This is a genomic window from Sporomusa aerivorans, from assembly GCF_041428895.1.
GTDB lineage: Bacteria > Bacillota > Negativicutes > Sporomusales > Sporomusaceae > Sporomusa > Sporomusa aerivorans.
Genome location: NZ_CP156926.1, coordinates 976,269 through 999,464 on the forward strand (window position 1 = coordinate 976,269; position 23,196 = coordinate 999,464).

The following is a 23,196-nucleotide window of genomic DNA, read 5'->3' on the forward strand; positions in this document are numbered from 1 at the left end:
GCAGGGCGCGATGATGGCAACATAGCGCCACAGACGTTTAAGTCCGCTCTGTTTCTGTTGTTTGGTGAGGTTAGAAATGATAGAATAAGAACATATATAACAGGAGCAATGAATTTTAACCGCCTTGGCAGGCGGTTTTCTGCTAGAAACCTTTCAGGAAGTTGAACCGGATGACAGGTATGATACAGTCAGGTTTACGGGAGCTGGTGAAGAAACCAAATGGACTATAAAATTTGTGTGATTGCTCCGTTTCCCAATTTGGCGCGAACTACTGAAGCTGTACTTCAGGAAAGAGCTTCTGAACTCAATGTCAATGTGCAGATTGCTATTGGCGATTCACGGGATGGGGTGGAACGGGCCCTGCAAGCGGTGGAGCGCGGCGCAGAGGTGTTGATTAGCCGCGGCGGAACAGCCTTGGCAATTGCTTCACAAATTGCAACGGTGCCGGTGGTGGAAATACAGGTTACCGCTGTGGATGTGTTTCATGCCATAAAGCAGGCCGGCGTTGACCCCCAAATTATTGGTATTGCCGGTTTTCGCAGCGTGATTTACGAATGTGAGCGCCTTGCTGATTTGCTGGGTGTCTCTATCCATGTAATACCACTTGATAATATGGCGGAAACAGCTGATAAAATTGCCTTTGCCGCCAGCAAGGGGATAAAAGTAGTAATCGGTGACGCTAACTCGGTTATTATTGCGCGTGAAATGGGGCTCGGCGGTTATGTAATTGAATCAGGCAAAGATGCGGTGTACAAGGCAATCAAAGAAGCCGAACTGGTGGCTGACGTGCGCCGGCGGGAACAGGAACGGGCAGAGCTTTTGCGTACTATTGTCGATTCGTCCACAGATGGCATTGTCGCTATCGATACAGATAATCGCATTACTTTTTTCAACCCAACCGCCTGTGAAATTTTCCGGGTGAAAAGCGCCAATGTGATCGGACGGCCGGTAAGAGAGGTTATGCTTAATACCCGTTTGCCGGAAGTACTTGACAGCGGCATACCCAATATAGGCGAAATACAGCATATCGGACATAAAGTACTGGCTACCAAACGGATTCCGATCAAAATTAAGAATAAAGTGGTTGGAGCTATTGCTAATTTCCAGGATGTCACTCAGCTTCAGCAATTCGAACAAACCATACGGCAAAAACTGCATGAAAAAGGTTTGGTGGCCAAAGTTGACCTCGAGCAGATAATTGGCAAATCGGCAGTATTGCAGGCTGCCAAGCGTCAAGTTCGCCGTTATGCCGCTCCTGACTCTACCGTTCTCATCACCGGCGAATCCGGCACAGGCAAGGAAATGTTTGCCCAGAGTATTCATCAATTGAGTAGCCGGGTCAAAAGTCCCTTTGTCGCCATTAACTGCGCCGCCTTACCGGAAACGTTGCTGGAGAGCGAACTGATGGGCTATGAGGAAGGCGCGTTTACCGGGGCGAAAAAAGGCGGTAAGCAGGGTCTATTTGAATTAGCGCATGGCGGGACCATATTCCTTGATGAAATAGGTGAATTGCCGCTCGCCCTGCAAGCGCGCTTATTGCGGGTACTGCAGGAGAAAGAGGTAATGCGCCTGGGCGGGCATAAGGTGACGCCTGTTGATGTCAGAATCATTGCGGCAACGAACCAGAACTTGATAGAACTTGTGGCGCATAAAGAGTTTCGCGCCGACTTGTATTACAGACTCAACATTTTGCGCTTGCATCTTCCGCCTTTGCGAAACAGATATGGTGATATTCCATTGTTGGTAGAACACTTTTTGCGTAAGTTGAGTAATAAGGACGCGGCTGTAAAAAAATTAAGCGAGGACGCGATCCACTTTCTGGAGAGCCTGCCCTGGCCGGGTAATATCCGTGAACTGGCCAACATTCTGGAAAGAACAATGGTATTGTCGGACTCTGATGAAATCAGCGCCGACGATATCAAAGAAATATACAGATGCGATTTGCATTCCGATTATTCTAGCGACTATCCAGGCTTGGCAATTAACAGTGCGCTTGCTGCTGAACCTGCCAAACTTGAAGATGTTAAGCAGGATATGATAGAACAAATTTTACGGGAAGAGGATTTTAATTACACGCGCGCCGCTAAGCGTCTGGGAATCAGCCGGACAACCCTATGGCGCAGAATGCAGAAGCAAAGCAAATAAAGCAGATTTAGGCTTCAGGGTGGGGTTTTAACCCCAGCGGAAGGTTAGTCGTCGGATAAATTTTGTTTCAACTGGTGCAAAAAGCAACGAATTTTGTTGCTCTTTGCACCAGTTTTATTTTTGGTTAGCAGGCGCTTTGCAGGTAATGCAAGCTTTCTTAAAGCTGGCATGATTCTTGCGACTATAATTATATGGGTTGAAATACCGGGTATTGTTTATTGCACAAGGACAAAATGCCGGATCCGGTTTAATGCAATATGCTCATTACCGGCTAGAGAGGGGATATATATATATGCGGAGGTTAAACCAGAATCTCTTAGAAAGCGGCTTTGCTTTTCCCGCAGATGTAACGGCGCCGTTTTTGGCGGATAAACTGCCGGAAAAAGTGATTCAATTTGGTGAAGGCAACTTTTTGCGAGGGTTTGTGGAGTGGATGATTCACCAAATGAACACGCAAGGAAAATTTAATGGGCGAGTTGTTGCTGTTCAGCCAATTCCGGAAGGCCTGACTTCTGTAATCAATGAGCAGGACGGTTTGTATACTCTGTTGCTGCGCGGCCTGCAGGATGGAAAAGTAAAAGAGTGTAAAGAGGTTATCAGCTCTGTCAGCCGGGGCATTAACCCATATACTCACTGGGATGAAGTGTTAAAATGCGCTGAAAACCCAGCTATAGAATTTGTGATTTCCAATACGACAGAAGCGGGCATAGTGGTTGATGCCAGCGATCGACTGGCAATGACGCCGCCGAATTCTTTCCCGGCAAAACTGACCGTCTATCTGTTTCATCGCTTTGAATTTTTTAACGGCAGTGCCGACAAAGGTATGGTAATCATACCCTGCGAGCTTATTGAACGTAACGGCGACAAGCTTGAGGAGGCCGTCCTGCAGTTAGCCGATAACTGGAATCTGCCGGCAGCCTTTAAAAAATGGATAAAAGAGCACAATTCTTTCCATAATTCACTGGTTGACCGGGTGGTAACAGGCTATCCCCGGGAGGAAGCCAAACTTTTGGCCGATCAACTCGGTTATAACGATCAACTGCTTGATACCGGCGAACTGTTTCATCTCTGGGTAATTGAAGGGCCGGCAGAAGTGGCGAAACGGCTGCCGTTTGCAGAAGTCGGCCTTGATGTGGTTTGGACAAACGATATGACTCCCTACCGCACCCGCAAGGTCCGTATTTTAAACGGCGCTCATACTTCCTCGGTTCCCGCCGCTTTCTTATATGGCCTGGAGACAGTTGGGGAAATGATGGATCATGCGGTTATGGGCAAATATGTAAGACAGGTTATTTACGAGGAAATTATTCCATCCGTTGACCTTGACAAAAAGATGCTTGTTGAGTTTGCGGACTCTGTCGTTGAGCGGTTCCAGAATCCATTTATTAAGCACTATCTGATTAGTATTTTACTCAATTCATCCTCCAAATTTAAAGCCAGAGTGTTGCCGTCCATCATTGAGTATCAACAACGGACAGGTAAACTGCCTGACCTGCTCAGTTTTTCACTGGCAGCCTTGCTGGCCGTATATAAAAACGGCCAGGTTGAAGGCGGCAGTATGCGGGCTAAACGAGAAAAAAATGAGTTTATTATGAAAGACGATGCTCCGGTATTGGAATTCTTTGCTGCTGCCTGGAAGGACTTCGATGCCAGCCGGGCGGGAGCGCTCAAAGTTGCCGAGACAGTTTTGGGCAACAGTGCCATCTGGGGGCAGGATCTTAACAAGTTAGCCGGTTTCACAGACAAGATAGCCGACTATTTGTACCAGATTTCAAACGATGGGATACAGGCTGCCATCGCCAAATTAGTCGGAGGTGGTAAAGATTGTCCCTGCTGAAAATACATGAGCTTGACAATGTAGCAGTTGCTCTGGAAGATATTAAACGAGGGGCGGAAATTCCCCTGGGATCTGCGGCAGTGATTGCGCTGGAGGATGTTGCTCACGGGCACAAAATCGCGCTGTGTGATTTGAGCCAGGGTCAGAATGTCGTTAAATACGGTTTCCCAATTGGTCATGTTACTCAGGCGGTGAGAGCGGGACAATGGCTGCATACCCATAATGTTAAGACAAACTTAGGCGATTTATTGGAATATTCCTATACGCCTGCAGTTTCTGTCCAAGAGGCTGATCAAGGGCAAGACTGCAAAAGCTTCCGGGGTTATCGCCGTCAGGACGGGCGGGTTGGGGTCCGTAATGAAGTATGGATTATTCCTACCGTGAGTTGTGTTAACCGGACAGCGCAATTGCTGGCAAAACAGGGGCAGAGCAAAGCGGCGGACAAGGCTAACATTGACGGGGTGTTTGAGTTTACCCATCCGTATGGCTGCTCGCAGCTCGGGGATGACCACCGGACAACGCAGCGTATTTTAGCGGATTTGGTTAACCACCCCAATGCCGGCGGTGTATTGGTGCTTGGCTTAGGCTGTGAGAATAATTACATCGCCGATTTTAAGAAGGCTGTGGGCGAGTATGACCCTAACCGGGTGAAGTTTTTAGTAGCGCAGGAAGTGGAAGATGAAATAGCGGCCGGCGAACAACTGCTTGACGAACTGATCGCCTATGCCTGTCAATATGAGCGGGAACCATGTCCGGTTTCCGAGCTGGTTATCGGCTTGAAATGCGGTGGCTCGGACGGATTTTCGGGTATTACCGCCAATCCGCTGCTGGGCGCTTTTTCCGACCGGATACTGGCCTGTGGAGCAAGCTCGGTTCTTACCGAGGTGCCGGAGATGTTCGGGGCCGAGACGATTTTGATGAACCGGGCCAAAGATAAAGCCGTATTTGATAAGACAGTAAACCTGATTAATGATTTTAAAGCCTACTTTATGGCCTATGACCAGCCTGTTTACGAAAACCCGTCGCCCGGCAATAAAGCAGGCGGTATTTCTACTCTGGAAGAAAAATCGCTGGGCTGTGTCCAAAAAGGCGGCCGCAGTACTGTCGTAGATGTATTGGCTTATGGTGATTCAGTACAAAGCGCAGGGCTCAATCTTTTGAGCGGACCTGGCAATGACGCGGTGGCGTCCACGGCGCTGGCGGCGGCCGGCTGTCACATTATTCTGTTCAGCACCGGTCGTGGTACTCCTCTCGGTACAGCGGTACCCACGGTAAAAGTGGCCACCAACAGCGATCTGGTCAAGCGCAAGGGTAACTGGATGGATTTTGACGCCGGCGGACTACTGGCGGGTAAGTCAATGGAGGCAATGACCGGAGAATTGTTCGATTATATCCTGGCGGTAGCTTCCGGCAAGCCGACGAAGTCAGAGGAAATGGGTTTTAGAGAAATTGCCATTTTTAAAAATGGCGTGACGTTGTAATACAAGTTCTAGGAGATACATCAAGGAGGCCTCGTTAAACTATGAACGCGATTTATTTGCAGTCACCCGGAGAAATTAAAGTGCAGGAAGTGCCTAAAACTGCTCGCAAAGACAATGAAGTTCTGATCAAAGTGCACAGCTTAGGCATATGCGGTTCGGATATAGGCGCGTATTTGGGCACCAATCCGCTGGTATCCTATCCACGGATTATTGGACATGAAGTCGCCGGTGAAGTAGTTGAAATCCCCGCGAATGAAACCGAGCTGGCAGTGGGCGACCGTGTTGTCCTGGAACCCTATGTATATTGCGGTAAATGCTATCCTTGCCGGAATGCGCGGACTAACTGCTGTGAAAATCTTACCGTCCTGGGAGTGCATATTGACGGAGCAATGAGCGACTATTTTTCTCATCCGCGTCATCTGGTGCACAAAGTTCCCGATACGATACCCTGGAACTTACTGGCGATGGTTGAACCGCTGACCATTTCCATGCATGCGGTAAAGCGGTCCCGCGTAAAGAAAGGGGAGCATGTGGTGATTACCGGCTCCGGACCGATCGGTCTACTGGCAGCCCAGTATGCGCTGACGCTGGAGGCTGTACCCATTGTCGTAGATCCGGTGGAAGAACGGTTGGCGTTTGCTAAAGACTTAGGGGTAAAGCACGTCATTAATCCGGTTAACACCGATGCGGTAAACGAAATCCGGAATATTACCGGCGGCAGGATGGCGGAAGTTATCATTGAAGCTTCCGGCAACGCCGCCGCTATCCGGAGCAGTATCGACTATGTGGCCTATTCGGGCAGGATCTCGCTGGTAGGCTGGCCGAAGAACGAAATTCCCCTGCCGACAGCCCTGTTTACTAAAAAAGAGCTTGACATTGTGGGCTCAAGGAATAGTTTCCACTCGTTCCCCGAGAGTATACAACTCATAGCGGAGAATAAAGTGGATGTTGCCGCAGTAATAACAAAAACAATAGCTTTTGCGGAGATTCCGGATTATGTAAGTGATATCGCCAAAAATCCGGGAAAATATTTAAAAGTAGTTGCTCTTGCCCAAAGTTGAATTGCTGACAGGAAGGAGAAGCCGGTGCATCTGTAGCCGGGTAAAAGTACGACAGCTTGTATTTGCTTACCATTGCATCATATAATAACCCATGTATCTCAACAATAAGAAATTGTTCTTTTGCTGCTCTCCCGCCAAGGGGGTGGCAGCAAAAGATACTAAGGCATTCATTCTACCGTTCCCAAAAATAAGAACAAGGGGTGTATACGTATGGCAGCTATTATAAATACCGAACTGACCAATCGTGCGATGGATAAAGCCCGGAAAAAAATAGTTCCGTTTATTATTCTAATGTATATTCTGGCTTTTTTGGATCGCGCCAATATTGGTTTCGCCAAGCAGGCTTTTCAGGTTGATACCGGTATCAGCGATGCGGCGTTTGCGTTGGGCGCCGGCATATTCTTCTTAGGTTACGCCGTATTTGAAGTACCCAGCAATATTATTATGCATCATGTCGGGGCCAGGGCCTGGCTAGCCCGTATCATGATCACCTGGGGCCTGATTTCGGCCGGTTTCGCCTGGGTAACGACGGAAACGCAGTTTTTATCCTTGCGGGTTCTGTTAGGTATTGCCGAAGCAGGCTTTATGCCGGGAATTGTTTACTATCTCACCTACTGGTTTACTGAACGGAGCCGCAGCTCGGTGATGGGGCTCTTTTGGCTGGGACCGCCGCTGGCGTTTATTTTTGGCTCCCCTTTATCCGGATTGTTGTTGGATATGCATGGAGTACTCGGTTTTAACGGCTGGCAATGGATGTTTTTAGTGGAAGGACTGTTAGCTGCAGTTGTCGGTGTATGGGCTTACTGGTATCTCGTTGATAAACCCAAAGATGCAAAATGGCTCTCTGAAGATGAAAAGAATTCGCTGCAAGCTGAACTGGAAGCTGAGAACGCCGGCAAATCACAGGCGCAGATTGGCGCGCTTAAGGTTTTAGGCAATCCCAAGGTATGGTATTTGGCCGCCATTTGTTTTATGATTCAAGTCAGCAACTATGGTTTAAACTTCTATTTACCCACACACGTGGCCGGACTGTTAGGCAAAAAGGTAGGCCTTATGGTGGGGCTGGTTAGCGCCATTCCCTGGATTTGTGCATTAGCCGCCACTGTGCTGCTGCCCCGTTATTCCGACAAAACAGGTAAACGCGGTACTTTGGCCGCCGCCATTATTGGGGCGGCAGGCGTTGGCTTCATTGTTTCCGCTACCGGCAACCCGATATTGGGCATTCTGGCCTTGTGCGTAGTTGCTTGCGGCAACCTGGCTTGCCAGCCGGTTTTCTGGACCTTGCCCAGCCGGTTCTTGAGCGGCGTTGCTGCAGCCAGCGGGATTGCCTTTATCAACTCAATAGGCAATTTGGGCGGCTTTCTTGCTCCCAACTTGCGGGTATGGGCCGAACAGACTTTCCATAGTTCCAGCGCGGGCCTGTATGCCATTGCTGTTTCCGGCTTCCTGGCAGCAGCCCTGTTGCTATTTTCCATTCCTCTCGGCATCGGCTCGAATTCAAAAGCGGCTGCGGATGCTTCCAAATAAATATTGCAACTGATAAAATAATTGTTAAAAAAGTGAGAGTGGCTGCTTAGCAGCCGCTCTCACCAATTATGTAGTTAGGGGATGTATGCTATGCAATCACTGGATTTAAGTAAGTTTCCCAAAATTGAACTGCCGCGTTTTGTGCATATTAAGCAGAAATTCAGCAGGCAAAAGGTGGAAGATATTCCAGGCGAAGTGCGCGAAAAAATGGCTCCTCATGTAAAAGATCTGGTTGGCAAGCGAATTGCCGTTGGCGTGGGCAGCCGCGGAGTGGCAAATATCGCGCTAATTACCAAGACGGTGGTTGACGCCCTGAAAGAAGCGGGCGCCATCCCTTTTATCATTCCGGTAATGGGCAGTCATGGCGGCGCATGTGCTGAAGGTCAGGCTGAGTTAATAGCCTCTTTCGGTATTTGTGAAGAAACTATGGGTGTGCCGGTAGATGCGTCGATGGATGTGGAGTGTATTGGTGAATTAGAGCCGGGTTTTCCTATCTATGTTGCCAAAAGTGCACTTAAGGCGGACGGTATCGTTATCATTCCGCGGATTAAGCCGCATACCTGCTTCCGTGGGCCCATTGAAAGCGGTATTTGCAAAATGCTGGTAATCGGACTTGGCAAGCAAATGGGAGCCGATTCGGTTCATAGCCATGGTTTTGCCAGTTTTACCGAGCTGATACCCAAGGTCGGCTGCATGATTGCGGCAAGGGTAAATATATTATTTGCCGTTGCTCTCGTGGAAAATGCTTTTGAGGATACTTATAAAATAGAAGTCGTGCCGAAAGCCGACATTTTGTCATTAGAGCGGGAAAAGGCCCTGCTGGAGGAAGCGCGCCGGCTGATGGGGCGCATTATGTTTGATCAGTTTGACGTTCTCATTATTGATGAAATCGGCAAGAATATCAGCGGCGACGGGCAAGATCCGAATGTGACCGGACTGTATATCACAAAATGCGTAAGCGGCGGTCCTAGTTTCAAAAAAGGCGTCATTTTGGATGTCACGGAAGAGTCGCACGGCAATGCCAACGGTGTGGGCATGGTTGATGTCACTACCCGTAAACTGTTCGATAAGATAGACTATATCAGCATGTACACCAATGTTTTTACGAGTACCGAAGTAGAAGCAGCCAAAATACCGCTGGTAGCCGCCACGGCTGAAGATGCTATCCGGATAGCGGTCAAAATGTGTAACGGCGTTAATCCTGGACAGCATAAAATTGTCTGGATAAAAAACACCTTAGAACTGACAGATGTACTCATTAGTGAGGCGCTGCTGCCGGAAGCAATGGCCAATGCTGATATTGAAGTAATTTCAGCGCCTGGCGCGCTGACTTTTGTTAACGGGGAACCGCAAAAAGATCTCATTTAAGATGTTTAAGGCTCAGTTTGCTTCCGCTTGCGGGGCAGACTGAGCTTTACTTTTATCCGACAACTTGGCTTCAGATGGGGTTAAAACCTCACCTGAAGCTAAGTCTGCTTTACATTACAGAACCCGGCACAGGCGGCCGTCATACAACGTTTCGCCGCTGGCGCTTAACCTCCGCTTATGCATAACGGCCGCCTGCGCCTCAGTACTGTTTACGCCCGGTACCCCTCGTAATTCCCGTAACCCCTCCGGCCTTTGCCGGAAAAAGCGTTCCGAAGGAGAAAAGCCGGGCGGTATTCCGTAAAGAAATCCGCACTGTTTGAGCGTAGCGAGTTTGCGGATTTTAGGAATATCGCCTGGCTTTTCAGCTTTTGGAGGCTCTGGGCCTAGATTTTTTGCTTACTTTTGTAGCGATGACAAAAGTAAGACCCTGATTCCTGCATTCCAGAATCAACTGACGTGTGCAAAGCCAAAGGACCGCGTTAGCGGTTTTTCTTATACCAACACAGAACGGGGACAGGATATCACGAACAGCATGTCCGAAAATGGCCAGTACTTTTTAAACCCTGTGCTATAATTAGACCAGTAGACTGATACCGGGAGGAGTACAAGCCATGCTTTTGGATGACAAGGCCTGTTACGCGGCCTTGCGGGCCCATGATGCCCGTTTTGACGGACGCTTTTTTATCGGAGTTTCTTCCACGGGCATCTATTGCCGTCCGGTTTGCCGGGTAAAGTCTCCCAAAGAAACCAACTGCACTTTTTTCGTCAGCGCCGCCGCCGCCGAAGCCGCCGGCTACCGGCCCTGCCTCAAATGCCGGCCGGAACTGGCGCCGGGGCTTGCGCCCATTGATGCTGTGTCCCGGCTGGCCCGGAGCGCTGTACAGCTTATGGAGGAGGATTTCCTGGCGAACGGAAAAATAAGTGATATTGCCGCCAAACTTAATATTACCGACCGGCATCTGCGCCGGATTTTTATAAACGAATTTGGTGTTTCGCCTGTGCAGTACCTGCTGACCCAGCGGCTGTTGCTTGCCAAAAGTTTGCTTACCGATACCCGGCTTTCGGTGACCGATGTCGCCATGTACGCCGGTTTCGGCAGTATTCGCCGCTTTAATGCGCTGTTCAAAGAACGGTACCGGCTAACGCCCGGCAGCCTGAGGAAGCCGGCGCAGGCAACCACCGATCCGCACGGGGGGATCACTTTGTCTCTCGGTTACCGTCCGCCGTATGCCTGGGACAAACTCATTGCTTTTCTGGCCAGCCGGGCCATTCCCGGCGTCGAGAGCGTAGCGGACGGTGTTTACCGCCGTACGGTTGTCCTGGAAAAGGATAGTAATTATTATCATGGCTGGATCGCGGTAACCAACAGGCCGGAACAGAACGCGCTGGCGGTAACACTGGCGTCGGGGCTGCTGCCTGTTTTGCCTCAGGTACTGGCCAAAATCCGGCAGCTTTTTGACACCAGCTGCAACCCGCTGGATATCGCGGACAAGCTGGCATCCATGAATGAGCTTTTACCGAATATGGTAATACCCGGCATCCGGCTGCCAGGCTGCTTTGATCCTTTTGAAATGTCGGTCCGGGCCATTTTGGGGCAGCAGATTACTGTTAAAGCGGCCCGCACCTTAGCCATGCGGTTTGCCGCCGCTTTCGGCCGGCCGGTAGCTACCCCGTTTGCAGAGCTTACGCACCTGTTCCCCGCGCCTGAGCGCATACTGGCGCTGGCAATGCCGATTGAAAATCACCTGGGTCCGCTGGGGATCATTGGCGCCCGCGCCCGCTCCATCCTGGCTTTGGCTACCGCCCTGGCAACCGGCGCGATTACCCTTACGTACCGTGCCGATCCGGCGGCGGAGATGAAAAAACTCCTGGCCCTGCCAGGCTTCGGTCCCTGGACGGTAGAGTATATTGCCATGCGCGCCTTAAGCTGGCCGGACGCATTTCCCCACACCGATTACGGAGTAAAAAAAGCGCTGGCCATGATATCGCCGGCCGAAATTGCGGCTTTGTCCCAAAAGTGGAGTCCCTGGCGTTCTTACGCCACTATCACCCTTTGGAACTCGTTGACAAATGAATCTGATCCCGAAAGGAGCTGTCCGGAAAAATGATCTATACCGCCACTATTGCCACTCCGCTGGGACCTATGACTGCCGCCGCCGAAAACCAAGCGCTGACCGGTTTATGGTTTATCAGTCAAAAATATTATCCTACCGGTACTGAAGCCTGGGCTGCCAAGCCTGATCATCCGCTTTTTACTGAACTTCAGGCCCGGATAACCGGTTATTTCGCCGGCAAGGATACAAGCTTCAGCCTGCCGCTTGCGCCTCGGGGCTCAGCCTTTCAGCAGGCTGTATGGGATATTTTGCTCAGTATTCCTTACGGGCAGACCTCGACGTATGGTGAAATCGCCAGAAGTATCGCTGCGGCCAGAAACCTTCATTCCATGTCCGCCCAGGCGGTAGGCGGCGCCGTCGGGCACAACCCCATTTCCATCCTGATTCCCTGCCACCGGGTGGTGGGGACCAATCAGAGTCTGACCGGTTATGCCGGCGGTCTTGACAAAAAAGAAGTCCTTTTGCGGCTGGAGAGCATAAAGGAGTAAGCACTGAGCTTTGCGCCCGTCTACCAGTCACCGGCAGACTTTGTCCGCAACCGTTTGGGCAGCGAGTTATATACCAAATCATAAGAGTGATCGATGAATTGCCTGATTTCATCTTCCGGAATCCGGCCGTCAAGCAGCACTGTGTTCCAATGCCGCTTATTCAGGTGATATCCGGGCGTTACGCCCGGATATTGCTTGCGCAATATCTCGGCATAGTCAGGATTGCATTTCAGCGACAGCGTATCTTTGCCGTCGCGGCGCCACAGAAGGGCGAATATTTTACCGGCAACCTTGATCACAATAATATCAGGACCAAATGGATAATCTTCAATGGCCCCCGGTTTCGTCAAACAATAGGAATACAGAACTTTAGAATCCAAATCCAGGTCCCCTTTCTTTTCTATACCAGCTTTTACTCAGATTACGGTATGTATTCGTTTGGAACGGCGGCATTCCCTTTAACCTGGCGTTTTCGCCGTGAAGCCGGAAACTTGCCGATTGCATAATAAAGCCGTGGCAATTATAATTGAAGTAGTATAGGAGGTGCTTTGCCATGTCCAAAAGCAACAAAACCATAAAATGTGGAACCATTAACCCGAACACCCTGAAGATTGCCGGCAAGCCCAACCGGGTCATGACGCCGGAGGTTAAATTGGCCCCGGTCTGGACCGACCGGAAAAATGACTACAGGCGCCATAAGGAGAAACAAAAAATCCGCCGTTATTCCGATGAATATGGAAACGGCGGACTTTTTATTCCCGGCGAAAAACACGGGGACAGGGACGTTGTTTTGTTAAAAGTGAAGTGATATAATGTCTTCAGAGGTGAAGCATGTGTCAAGAAAACCCAGGGAAAAAAGCAGCAGCGGCATCTACCATATCGTGTTGCGCGGGGTTAACCGGCAAAGCATCTTCGAAGATGATGAAGACAGGCTGAAATTACTCGAAGTTCTTGCAAAATGTAAAAATATCAGCCAGTGCCGGCTTTTTGCCTACTGCTTAATGGATAATCATGTCCACATCTTATTGCAGGAAGTTCAAGAGCCGATAAGTACGATAATCCAGCGTGTCAGCTCAAGCTATGTTATCTGGTTCAACAGCAGGCATGACCGCTGCGGGCATCTGTTTCAGGAACGATTCAGCAGTGAGGCGGTAGAAACCGACAGCTATTTTTTAACGGTATTGCGCTATATTCACCAGAACCCGGCTAAGGCAAAATTGGTTGCCAATGCAGCCGATTACAACTGGAGCAGTTATCGCGAATATACAGAGAAAGGCAAAATTGTGGACATACATTATGCGTTAGCGCTGTTTGCCGGCAATTCCGATGAGGCGGTCAGGCGATTTGCCCGTTTCTCACGGGAAACCAATACAGATGTGTGTCTTGAAATTCAGGAGAATAAAATCAAAATAAGTGACGAGGATTTGCGGCAGATCGTCAGGCAGCAGTTTGGCATTGAAGCAATACAAGTCAGTCATGAAATACGCGAAAAGCAAGAAAATATATTACGGGTAATGAAAGCCGTTGACGGCGCCAGTATACGCCAGATAGCGCGCATAGCCGGGCTGCCGGCAGCCCGGGTTTGGAAAGCATAAAACGCAGTCCCTGTCCCCGTGTTTTGGGGAAGTTGCAGCGAGGAGGGCCGGATGAGCAAAAAGATCGTTTTTTTTGATGTAGATAATACTATTGTTGATCGTGACAATAACTGCATTCCAGCATCGACACTGGCCGGTATCCATACTTTAAAGCAGAATGGTACGTTGGTTGCCTTGGCGACCGGCAGGTCGCTTAAGATGCTGCAGGATGAAAACCTGCTGGCGCTGGCTGATATTATCATATCTTCCAATGGCAGTTTGGCTACTTATAAAGGATCGGTTGTCTACAGTAACCCGATTGCGGATGATGTATTAAAAAAAGCGGTGGCTGCCTTCGGGCAGGAGATCGCTTATGTATTGCACACACCTGACAAGTCGGTGGCTTTTAACCGTGACCGGTATGTTGACGAATTTTTGACAATACTGCAGGTAAGGCTCAGCCCGCAGGCAGAAAGCCTGACGGCCGGGGAAGACATTTATCAAATTAATGCTTTTTTTACCGAACAATATGATTATCTTAAAGAGCAACTGCCTTATCTGCGGTTTATTCCGCTTAAAGAAATGCAGTACGGCTATGATGTATTTGCCGGCGATACCGGTAAAGGCGTAGCCATTCATGAAGTTCTTACCAGGCTGGAGCTTAGCGGTTATCAAACGTACTGTTTTGGCGACGGGTTAAATGATCTGGATATGTTTGCCCATGTGGAGACCGGTATTGCCATGGGGAATGCGCATTCCGACCTAAAAGCCCGGGCCCATTACGTGACCAGCCCTGTTAATCAGGATGGCATTTACCAGGCGTTAACCTTTTACAGGCTTATTTAGCAAAAATCCGCTGTTATTCCAATTTATGGACACGGCGGATTTTTACATTTTGCTTAGTTTTAACAGCGGCTAGCCATCACCATCAGGCAGAATGGCCGCTGGATTATTTCGTGGTTCTGCCAGTCCGGCAGCCCTGCTTACCGCTATAGCGACTGCTTCTTTAGCGGTGTTGGCGTAATCAAGTTTTACCCATTTGCGTTCATCAAGGTAGGAACCGTCATAAGCGACCTGGCGAACTCTTGCCGCCCAGCCGCCGGATGCTTCCACAATAACGACAGGTTTACGGTTGAGGTAGGCGGCGGATAATTCGCCTAATGTGCCGTTACCGCCGGCAATCATAATAAGTACATCCGAGGAATGCACTAATATCAGGCTGCGATAATCGAAGCTCAAGCCTGTTGTAATAGGAACGTCGATATATTGGTTGGCGGCGTCCCTTAAGTCGCCGGGAAGAATGCCGACAACCAGGCCGTTAGCCTGTTTGGCTCCGCGGGAAACCGCGCCCATTACGCCGCTTGTTCCGCCTGTAAGCAGAATGGCGCCCTGTAAGGCGATTTCTTGTAGCTTCCGTCACCCGTCTTGTAATTTACTTTCTAAGATTGCAGTTTCTTTTCCTGTCTCAGTGCAAATGAAAAGTGACAGCACAGTCCGGATTGGTCAGGGGTCAACCTGGATGCTGCTGTTTAAAGCGGCAATACTGTTGGCTACCGAGAGTATGCTGCTTAAATTGGCAATCGGGTCCTGCGCAAGCTGTTCGAGAATTTCCTGTAGTACCAGCATAGTAAAAATTACAATTGAGTTACCGGTCACTATTGTTGCTCTGGTAGAACAGCTTGTCAGTCTTTTTGCCTTTCTCTCCAGTTCTTCCAGATCGGAAATAATATCGGGACAAGGAATGCAATAGGAGTCCATTAACACATCCCTCCTGTTAGGGTAGTATATTCACCTCTGCTGTAATTGTTGCGCAACGCCGCCAAGGCGCCGTATTCTTTTGCCGGCTTGGGCCCGGCTATACGGCCCAGGGAACTACCGGTATGCGAAAAAAAGGAGTTTCGTCATATTTCTGTAAAAGTCTTGCTTTATATACAAACTAATGCAGGGTTTCGCAGTTAATTGCAGAAATAATAACTATTAATTATGCAGAAAATAAGGTGGGTGTGGTATGGTACTGTGGAAAGAAGACTATTGCATCGGCGTTACGGCTATTGATGAGCAGCATCACAGACTCTTCGACATTGCGAACGAAATCGACAGGTTGCTGAATAATGAATTAATTATTGACAAGTATGATCAAATTATAGCGATTGTCAGTGAGTTGCGTGAATACACAGTCCGGCATTTTGCTGCGGAAGAAGCCTATATGCTGGAAGTTAAATATCCGAAATTCTTTTCGCATAAGGTTCTGCACAGTGATTTTATAGAAAAAATTGATTCAATTGATTTGGCTCAAATCGATAATGAACAAAATACGTATTTAAAAAGTATCCTGAATTTTGTTATTGAGTGGTTATTGGATCATATTTTAAAACAAGATAAACACATTGTCCCGGCTGGTAAATAAAATCAGGTTGATAAAAACACCGGTGCTGCCGTTGCATTTAACAGGTAGCCCGGTGTTGTTTATTTCTCATTTTTTTGCCGGCATATTTTTCAAGCCTGAGTTTCGCAGTAGCACAAAGATTTCAGCCGGTCAATGGCAAAATTTGATTCAGCCAGGATGGCCGGCCAGTAGGTGACTCTTTCCATAATTTTGTTTTGACTGTCGGCATCCAGACTATCCCAGGGGACAAGCAAAGGATGGAGTTTTTTATGGACATTATATAAATCGCATTGTTTCCAGCCGGTTTCCTTTTTCTCCAGAGACCAGCGCTTGTGTTCATACTCAGCCAACAGCCGCAATTCATTGTCGGTAAACTGAATTGGTTCCGGCTTTTCGGTAACCGAGACAACATCATAGTTTATTTTTCGCAAGGCGCTGGGGATATGTTTTATCAGGTTGCGAACGGCGTTCTTGCGTTCTTCCGGCAACTGGTCCCAGGGCTCAGCGCAATGGCCTTGCTGGCTGTCTTTGGGGAGCAGCAGATATTTCTCGTGCAGATTCATAGCCAGTTGTTCGATTCTCTCGCTAAAAAATGCGTCATGCATTAAATGGCGGGTAAATTGTTCTTCATCTACGTGCAGTCTTAGCTGCTCCAGGGACGGAAGATGGGACTGCTCCCATTTTTTAGCGTTAGCGAGACGGCTCATTTCCAGGATGGCTTCCATGGATCTTGATTCATGTTTATATCTGGGCACTTTCAGCAAAGCCCTCAGTACGCCGTCGTCAATTTGCGCCTGCCCCTGTTCGTTGATTAGATGGAGTGTTTTCCTCTCCAATAAAGCCCGGAGCAGCATGGCGCGGCGGATAATAAACAAGTGGTCCCGCTGCTCGTCGGTCTGGTTAGGGCCCAGAATGTTGACATAGCCGCGCAGACGGCTGACGAAATCAGGCCCTTTGGCGTTTTGAAACTGCCGGTAAAATTGTTTATACTCTGTTTCATCCTGAATGGTTTCGCCGCAAAATTCCGTATACGTGCTGCTTGTGCCGCCGGCAAACACAAAGATGGCCCGTCCCAGCGGGTGGAGCGTATCGCCTTCGCGGAAGACTCCGTCCTGCATGGGGGCGAGAAAATATTTCAGCCAGCCCAGGTTGCCATTAAAGGCCGAATCAAATTCATCAAAAAAGACAAGCGGGATTTTGCCTTCTAAAGACAGGTCCCGCACTCTGTGGAAGGCGGCAATCAAGTCTGGCAGGCTTTGCAGCTGGGATAAATTGAAATTTAGTTTTTGAATCAGGCGGGGGGCTATACTTGAGGCCACTTCGGTAACACCAAAAGATTTTCCCGAGCCTGGGGTGCCAAATACGGCAATGGACAGGGGCCGCACAACTGTTTTGGCGGAGATGTATTCCAAAATCAGGTTTTTTATGCTCCGGTAGCCTTCAATTTCGGCCCGGTCTACGGTAATTAAGTTGCCGAATTTGGCAGTCGGGATAAATTTAAGGGCAATTTTTTCGCCATTTTTTACAATGTCATAGGCAATATCGGATAAACTTGCCGAACTCTTGTCTTTGATTATGTACCAGCAGGCGCGGCAATTGGGATTATTGGAGTTGCGGATGGGAACATCCTGAATTTGCTCTTTATAAATTACCTCATTTTCATTTTCCGTAAATATGCCGGGACTGGGAAAGTCGCTGGCGGCGATATTAGCGCCAAACCCGTCAAAATAGTATTTTTGCACGGCGACAATTCCTTCCCGGATGCCCTCGCAAATGGATTTACTGATATTGTCCCGGTTATTTAGCCCGGCAACAATACTACGGGCCAAACCGGCAACAAAACTGGAAGACAAGCCGTACATTCGTCCCAGGGACTCTTTCTGCAGGCTGCCCTCGATCTCATTTGGCAGGAAAAACAGGCGGGACTCGGTAGATTCGCCGTCATTCTGGTAATAAATAGCGCCTTCCAGTTCGAGCGGAATGATAAAGTGACGGGCTTTGGCCAGATAAGTCAGTATGGGGTTGTTGTTAATCTGCCAGACGAATTCCAAGGCTGTTTTTTCCCAGGACAGCCCCTTGCTGATATTGACACCCTGGGCGCGAAGATCGTCTCCGTAGATGATGACAATGGTATTAGCAAGATGGTGCCGTTCGATCTGGCGCCAAAGGGCATTGGATTTGGAGGGGTTGTTGGTTTTGTAGATTATCAAGGGCGATGTATCCGGCGATTGTACAGCCAGCGGCCAAAATTCTTCCCGGGAGTTAAAACCGTCATTGTTATCATCAATGATGACTAAATCGGCGTTGATGTTATCATTAATAACCGGCAATAAGGTCGGTGTACCGGAAGCCGGTCCGGAAAAGCCGAGAAACTCGGAGACGCGATATACTTTGCTGTCCGGTTTATCCATTGTTCGCGGGAACGGAGCCAATTCTAACGTCGATCGCAAAATTCCCGCCGGCAATTGACCGGTAGCGGGCAAGGCGGGTGAGTGAACATCAGCGCCGGTAGACAAAGCTACCAGTTTTGCCAATAATAAAGCGGCGCCGCTTGTAATGGTGCGGCTTAACTGCGGGAAGCGCTGCCAGTTAAGACCGGCTGTATTTTTTTGATTGCTTTGCCACTGATGATCATTGACGACAATATCACCTGTGACAACAATATGTACTTTTGTTTCTTTCATAATACTGACCTCCTTACAGGTCTTGATTTCAATTGGGATTAATAATCAATGAAAAAGATTGCTTGAAATGATATTTATTATTATGTAATAATGTATCAGTAAATAACTTTACTGTCAAATAAAAATTCCAAAAATGTGGGAAAGTAATGTGTTAATGCAGGCAAGAATTGCAAGTTGCTTTGGCGTTACTTCCGGCTTGCCTGATACGTTAAATATATTGCCAAGATCTTTTAATGATGAAGGAGCTGAAAAAATGAAATTTCCCGGAAAAATAATCGGTGTCAGTCTTACACTGGCTATGATGCTGGTATTCAGCGGCTGTGCCAATAAAGACGCCAGCCCCGTGCAAGAATCTCTCCGACAACAGATTGCAAATGATGCGGCCGCTAAAGAAAAGTCGGTTATGGGCAACTTTACCGTGCTTATCCGGAATAAGGAGGCAACTGCCGCGGAAGTGGTTGAGTTTATTGATAATAATATTACAACCGTTTCGGCGGACAATGCATCAACTATGGTTATTGGTCTTGAAAAAATTCAAAAGGAAAAACTGCCTAAGCTGCAGGATGAGTTCGCGGCTAGTGAAGCCAGTCAGAAGGTACTGGCAAAAAGCCCGGTGAGCGGGGTTACCGACAGCTTTATCAGTAATGTTGATAATCAAGCTGTGAAAGAGTTGTTACTGGAGACAAAAAACGGCGGTTTTAAAATAGAAACTGCCGAAGGCATGTACTTTCCGGTTATTGACTATAGTCTCTACAGGAAATATCAAAGCGTTGTAACCCAAGATATGGCAGCCTTTATTGATATTATGGCAATTGAATCGGATAAAACCCCTAGTAAGGATGCGGCCCTGGTGATCAGCTGGGCTGATATACTCAATAGAGCCTTAACGCAGGAACGGTTTATCAAAGAGTACGGTAATTCCGTGAAGGTGGCAGATATTCGCCAACTGTTGAACCGGTATACGGCGTTTGCGTTGTATGGCGCCAACAATACCCCGCTATTCAGTTACGATACCGGACAAATGGCCGCAGATGCAAAGAATGCCTATTCAGCAACCCTGTTTGACGCTGCTAACGGTAGTTTTTCCCAAGTTATGAGCGGGTATCTTAACATACTCAAAAAGAATGATTATAAGCTAACTGATGAAATACAGCAATATAGAAACAACGCAACAAAGGAAATACGCTGAATACCAGACTAGAGGTCTGTTTCCAAACATAAGGAAACAGACCTCATAATTATTGTAGAAGTGGATATTCTATTGCCAATGTTAGTAAATAAATTCTAAGGAGTGTCAGGCGTGCCTATCAGTGTTTATATAAATTTTAACGGTAACTGTCGCCAGGCAGTTGAATATTACGCCAAGGTTTTTGAAACCGAAGCGCCCCAGCTTATGACCTTCGGCGATGCTCCGCCTAACCCGGAGGGGGAGTTACCTGAGGCGGCCAAGGATTTAATCATGCATACCCGGCTGAATATTAACGGCAGTACAGTCATGTTTTCTGATGTGTTTCCGGGAATGCCGTTAGTTGCAGGCAACAATATAATCCTTACGGTAGCCAGCGGCAATATGGATAAAATCAAAGCCTGGTTTACTAAGCTGACAGAAGGTGGCAAGGTAGGCATGGACCTGCAGGAAACCTTCTGGAGCAAATGCTACGGCAGTTTAACCGATAAGTTCGGCATTGAGTGGCAGTTTAACTATGACAGCCAGGCCGGCTAAGAGGCAATACTTAGTCTTCCAGAAGGAGACGCTTTGCGAATAACCGGTTTGAGGAATTGTATTTTAGCAGACATTGATTAAGCAAGGGCTGAATGGATGACAGTGAATCAGCGTTCTTTCTGGCATTTTCCAAAAAGCGGTTTGCCAAGAAACTTTTTTCGAATTTTTCAACGGCGCCGAACTTACGGCGAGTGGGCACCCAGTGCAGTCCCCGGCGGGAATAGGTTTCAGCTGCTTCCAGTTCATTATATTCCTTGATATCATTCACGACTCTGGATGAATGTAAAACGGTATGTACCGGGTAGTTATGGGCAAGATACAATGGCAGGATAGTGTGCAGCAAAATATCCAGGCCATCTTCCAGCGAGCGTTGCTGGCTTACCGCGCCGAAGGCATAGCCTGTGAATATATCTATAAAAAAGTGCACATATACCCGGCCGAGTTTTCCCATTCCCCGGCCAAACAGGCATTCATAGACTAGTAGTTCGCCCGGCTTAAGCGGTTGCAGATCACGGTCGCGAAATTCCGGCTTGCACTTTTCAATGAAGCTGATTTGCCGGTCGCTCAGCTTTAACCCGCCATGAAGAGATAGCTTTATCAGGGTATTGCAGATGGATTCGCGGTTGTCCAGACCGCATTGCGCCTTCAGAACCTGCAGATGTTTCATGGTTATAGAGGTGTCGCGGCGTTGACAGTGATGGAGCAGCCGGAAGTCATTCCAATAAGGATTATTAAGGCAAAGCGAGATTAGCTGACGGTGTATGGGTGTTCTCGCCGTACCAAGCGAACCTGACTGGTGCGGGGGCTCATTGGCTGTGACGGAGGATGGGAACCCTGATGCCAGTGAAACAGTCTCGTCAATTGTGTTCTCGAGCAAAAGGAGCTGTAACCCGCTGGGTTCTTGCAAAGTGGATGAAATAGTCTGAGCCAACATGTTAAATGCCTCCTTAAAAATAGAAAACGCCGGCAGATAAATCCACCAGCACTTCATTGTGTGATCAAACCTATTATATAATTACTTTAATTATATAACTCAATTTGCTTATCGGCAAGTATTAAATAAATTAAAATAAGTAAAACCTAATAAATTATGATGCTGAGTTTGATTTAGTTTGTTTTTGTAGATATGTTTGTGCTGTATAAATTTAAAATAAGGAGTGTTGATAACATGAAAATCAGCGGCAGAAACAAATTGGAAGCTACAGTGAAAGAGGTAATAAAAGGTGCTGTTATGGCTAAAGTTGTTATGGATTACAAGGGCGTTGAACTGGTAGCTGCAATCACTGTTGACTCTGCAGAGGATTTGGATCTGGCGCCGGGGGATAAAGTTACGGCGCTGGTTAAGGCTACCGAAATGATGGTGCTCAAGTAATCTTAGTACATGGAAAAAATATTAAACCGGGCAGCATGTATCGCTGTCCGGTTTTTGACATGTCTCTATCGATCTTAAACATACAATATTGGAGTTTATAAAAAAATCTTAATACAACTAAAACAAATTAAACGATAATTATCAGTATATTTTTATAATGGTTTAGTTTGGTTTAGTTTGGTTTGTTTTAGACAAAATTTCAAAAAAGCTATTGACTGCGACCTGAATTTGGTGTATTTTAGTTGTAAATAGAACTTCAGGTACAGGTACAAAGAAGTATCAATTGGTTGCTTACCAGTGCGACTGATTGATTCTTTTTATTTCCGGCTTAACACGGAAATATTCTGGCAACCATACAGGCTATGTCATAAAAAAAGCTGTGCAGATACCACGAATATCTACACAGCTGCACAAGCATCTTATTACCAGTGGCGCTAGGTTTATTTAGTTTACCCTTTTTTGGCGCAAATAGCTTTGCAAGTTGCTTTTTTACAATTTGAGAATGGTCATCTTTGGGATTTGTTGTAAAGGGCAATATCAATATAAACCTAACAATAAACTGATTTCACCAGACAATGCAGTCCGGCCACACAGTTTGTTGCTAAGTTTTGAGAGTAATCCGCAAAGAAAGGAGGTGAACAGAAAATTCGTTGTCCACAGCATGATTGGCTTCATGAATACCACGAATACTCACGAAGTCCAGGCAAATCTTCTCAGCCCAGTGGCACTAGGTTTATTTAATTTACCCATCTTACATTATAACAAATCTATTTTAGTTTTTCAAGAAAAAACAGGGAGGAATAATAGAGTGAACAGAGAGGCTGCACAAACAGGCAGCAAACAGGATGCCAATACGGGATATATCGAAAACGGTTTGCATGTTTCCGGGCTTGTTGTTCCGGCTGCTGTCAAAGCTCAGCGGCAGTTTACTGCCTGGAAGGCCGATTTGATTTCACTGGTCAGTGCAGAAGATACCCGGAAATCTGAAGACTTGATTGACGGCTTTCTTAAAGCGGGAACGACGATACACCGGCGCAACAGGCAACGGTTGTTCAAAGTGTAGTTGGGCAACTAATTTATTAAATAAAGGAGTCGATACTTATATGATTTTGGTTCGAGCCATAGTAAGGCCGGAAAAAAAAGATGTACTGCTTGCTGAATTATCGTCTGCCGGCTTTCATGCCGCAACTGTTGTTGACGTTGTCGGCCGCGGCAAGCAGATGGGGATAAAAATCGGCGATGTGCTCTATGATGAAATTCCTAAAAGCCTGATCATGATGGCAGTCCCGGCTGCCCAAAAAGACGAAATCGTGTCGCTCATCCTGAAATATGCCAAAAGCAGCGATGCAGGAGCATTTGGCGACGGTAAAATCTTCATTAGCCCTGTTGAAGAGGTATATACAGTTTCCACCGGTGCGAAAGGACTGTAAGGGGGA

General features: G+C 47.7%; 22 protein-coding genes. 17 read left to right on the forward strand and 5 right to left on the reverse strand.

Annotated elements, in window-relative coordinates:
• Positions 1-219: 219 nt before the first annotated feature.
• The 8 genes from SATMO3_RS04400 to SATMO3_RS04435 all read left to right on the forward strand — a co-directional run bounded on the left by SATMO3_RS04400 (position 220) and on the right by SATMO3_RS04435 (position 12,021).
• A complete protein-coding gene (locus tag SATMO3_RS04400) occupies positions 220-2,145 on the forward strand; it encodes a sigma 54-interacting transcriptional regulator (RefSeq protein ID WP_371378033.1) in 1,926 nt (641 codons plus the stop codon).
• 292 nt (positions 2,146-2,437) lie between these two features.
• Complete coding sequence (locus tag SATMO3_RS04405; RefSeq protein ID WP_371378036.1) at positions 2,438-3,982, forward strand: tagaturonate reductase; 1,545 nt, start codon at positions 2,438-2,440, stop codon at positions 3,980-3,982.
• The gene (locus tag SATMO3_RS04410; protein ID WP_371378038.1) at positions 3,970-5,463 is read left to right on the forward strand and encodes a UxaA family hydrolase; all 1,494 of its coding nucleotides are present in this window, start codon (positions 3,970-3,972) and stop codon (positions 5,461-5,463) included. The genes SATMO3_RS04405 and SATMO3_RS04410 overlap by 13 nt, the downstream gene beginning before the upstream one ends.
• A 41-nt stretch (positions 5,464-5,504) precedes the next feature.
• Positions 5,505-6,524 (forward strand): zinc-binding alcohol dehydrogenase family protein, encoded by a 1,020-nt coding sequence (locus SATMO3_RS04415; protein WP_371378040.1) that lies wholly within the window; start codon positions 5,505-5,507, stop codon positions 6,522-6,524.
• Between the two features lie 210 nt (positions 6,525-6,734).
• Entirely contained in the window at positions 6,735-8,051 is a 1,317-nt protein-coding gene (locus SATMO3_RS04420) for an MFS transporter (protein WP_371378042.1), read from the forward strand.
• A gap of 90 nt (positions 8,052-8,141) precedes the next feature.
• Positions 8,142-9,419, forward strand: a complete 1,278-nt coding sequence (locus tag SATMO3_RS04425) for an iron-sulfur cluster binding protein (protein WP_371378045.1) — start codon at positions 8,142-8,144, stop codon at positions 9,417-9,419.
• A 611-nt stretch (positions 9,420-10,030) separates the two neighbouring features.
• Positions 10,031-11,527, forward strand: a complete 1,497-nt coding sequence (locus SATMO3_RS04430) for an AlkA N-terminal domain-containing protein (RefSeq protein WP_371378048.1) — start codon at positions 10,031-10,033, stop codon at positions 11,525-11,527.
• Positions 11,524-12,021 (forward strand): methylated-DNA--[protein]-cysteine S-methyltransferase, encoded by a 498-nt coding sequence (locus tag SATMO3_RS04435; RefSeq protein ID WP_371378051.1) that lies wholly within the window; start codon positions 11,524-11,526, stop codon positions 12,019-12,021. The genes SATMO3_RS04430 and SATMO3_RS04435 overlap by 4 nt, the downstream gene beginning before the upstream one ends.
• Before the next feature lie 20 nt (positions 12,022-12,041).
• On the opposite strand, the gene SATMO3_RS04440 is transcribed toward SATMO3_RS04435, so the two are convergent.
• Positions 12,042-12,401 (reverse strand): MmcQ/YjbR family DNA-binding protein, encoded by a 360-nt coding sequence (locus SATMO3_RS04440; protein WP_371378054.1) that lies wholly within the window; start codon positions 12,399-12,401, stop codon positions 12,042-12,044.
• A gap of 173 nt (positions 12,402-12,574) precedes the next feature.
• Here SATMO3_RS04440 and SATMO3_RS04445 point away from each other — a divergent pair, with 173 nt between their 5' ends.
• Genes SATMO3_RS04445 through SATMO3_RS04455 form a run of 3 tightly spaced genes read left to right on the forward strand, consistent with a single transcriptional unit; the run spans position 12,575 to position 14,441 of the window.
• A complete protein-coding gene (locus SATMO3_RS04445) occupies positions 12,575-12,829 on the forward strand; it encodes a hypothetical protein (RefSeq protein WP_371378058.1) in 255 nt (84 codons plus the stop codon).
• A 25-nt stretch (positions 12,830-12,854) separates the two neighbouring features.
• Complete coding sequence (locus SATMO3_RS04450) at positions 12,855-13,616, forward strand: transposase (RefSeq protein ID WP_371378061.1); 762 nt, start codon at positions 12,855-12,857, stop codon at positions 13,614-13,616.
• Between the two features lie 51 nt (positions 13,617-13,667).
• Positions 13,668-14,441: an HAD-IIB family hydrolase gene (locus tag SATMO3_RS04455; RefSeq protein WP_371378064.1), complete on the forward strand. Its 774-nt coding sequence runs from the start codon at positions 13,668-13,670 to the stop codon at positions 14,439-14,441.
• Between the two features lie 69 nt (positions 14,442-14,510).
• On the opposite strand, the gene SATMO3_RS04460 is transcribed toward SATMO3_RS04455, so the two are convergent.
• Both SATMO3_RS04460 and SATMO3_RS04465 read right to left on the reverse strand, forming a co-directional pair.
• Positions 14,511-14,996, reverse strand: coding sequence for a TIGR00725 family protein (locus SATMO3_RS04460; protein ID WP_371381670.1), 486 nt, complete (start codon positions 14,994-14,996; stop codon positions 14,511-14,513).
• A gap of 102 nt (positions 14,997-15,098) precedes the next feature.
• Entirely contained in the window at positions 15,099-15,353 is a 255-nt protein-coding gene (locus SATMO3_RS04465) for a hypothetical protein (protein WP_371378067.1), read from the reverse strand.
• A gap of 250 nt (positions 15,354-15,603) precedes the next feature.
• Between SATMO3_RS04465 and SATMO3_RS04470 the strand changes: the two genes are divergently transcribed.
• On the forward strand, positions 15,604-16,002 hold the full coding sequence (locus SATMO3_RS04470) for a bacteriohemerythrin (RefSeq protein WP_371378070.1): 399 nt from the start codon (positions 15,604-15,606) through the stop codon (positions 16,000-16,002).
• Positions 16,003-16,091: 89 nt separating this feature from the next.
• Here the strand turns inward: SATMO3_RS04470 and SATMO3_RS04475 are convergent, their stop codons facing one another.
• A complete protein-coding gene (locus tag SATMO3_RS04475; protein WP_371378072.1) occupies positions 16,092-18,665 on the reverse strand; it encodes a RyR domain-containing protein in 2,574 nt (857 codons plus the stop codon).
• 253 nt (positions 18,666-18,918) lie between these two features.
• Here SATMO3_RS04475 and SATMO3_RS04480 point away from each other — a divergent pair, with 253 nt between their 5' ends.
• Both SATMO3_RS04480 and SATMO3_RS04485 read left to right on the forward strand, forming a co-directional pair.
• Complete coding sequence (locus tag SATMO3_RS04480) at positions 18,919-19,854, forward strand: hypothetical protein (protein ID WP_371378074.1); 936 nt, start codon at positions 18,919-18,921, stop codon at positions 19,852-19,854.
• 111 nt (positions 19,855-19,965) lie between these two features.
• On the forward strand, positions 19,966-20,388 hold the full coding sequence (locus SATMO3_RS04485) for a VOC family protein (RefSeq protein WP_371378076.1): 423 nt from the start codon (positions 19,966-19,968) through the stop codon (positions 20,386-20,388).
• A 10-nt stretch (positions 20,389-20,398) separates the two neighbouring features.
• On the opposite strand, the gene SATMO3_RS04490 is transcribed toward SATMO3_RS04485, so the two are convergent.
• Positions 20,399-21,322 carry a hypothetical protein gene (locus SATMO3_RS04490; RefSeq protein WP_371378079.1) on the reverse strand — a complete coding sequence of 308 codons (924 nt, stop codon included), beginning with the start codon at positions 21,320-21,322 and terminating at the stop codon, positions 20,399-20,401.
• 234 nt (positions 21,323-21,556) lie between these two features.
• Here SATMO3_RS04490 and SATMO3_RS04495 point away from each other — a divergent pair, with 234 nt between their 5' ends.
• The 3 genes from SATMO3_RS04495 (at position 21,557) to SATMO3_RS04505 (ending at position 23,190) form a co-directional block, all read left to right on the forward strand.
• A complete protein-coding gene (locus SATMO3_RS04495; RefSeq protein WP_371378082.1) occupies positions 21,557-21,760 on the forward strand; it encodes a molybdopterin-binding protein in 204 nt (67 codons plus the stop codon).
• An 808-nt stretch (positions 21,761-22,568) separates the two neighbouring features.
• Positions 22,569-22,823: a hypothetical protein gene (locus SATMO3_RS04500; protein ID WP_371378084.1), complete on the forward strand. Its 255-nt coding sequence runs from the start codon at positions 22,569-22,571 to the stop codon at positions 22,821-22,823.
• A 40-nt stretch (positions 22,824-22,863) separates the two neighbouring features.
• On the forward strand, positions 22,864-23,190 hold the full coding sequence (locus tag SATMO3_RS04505; protein ID WP_371378087.1) for a P-II family nitrogen regulator: 327 nt from the start codon (positions 22,864-22,866) through the stop codon (positions 23,188-23,190).
• The last annotated feature ends 6 nt before the right edge of the window (positions 23,191-23,196 follow it).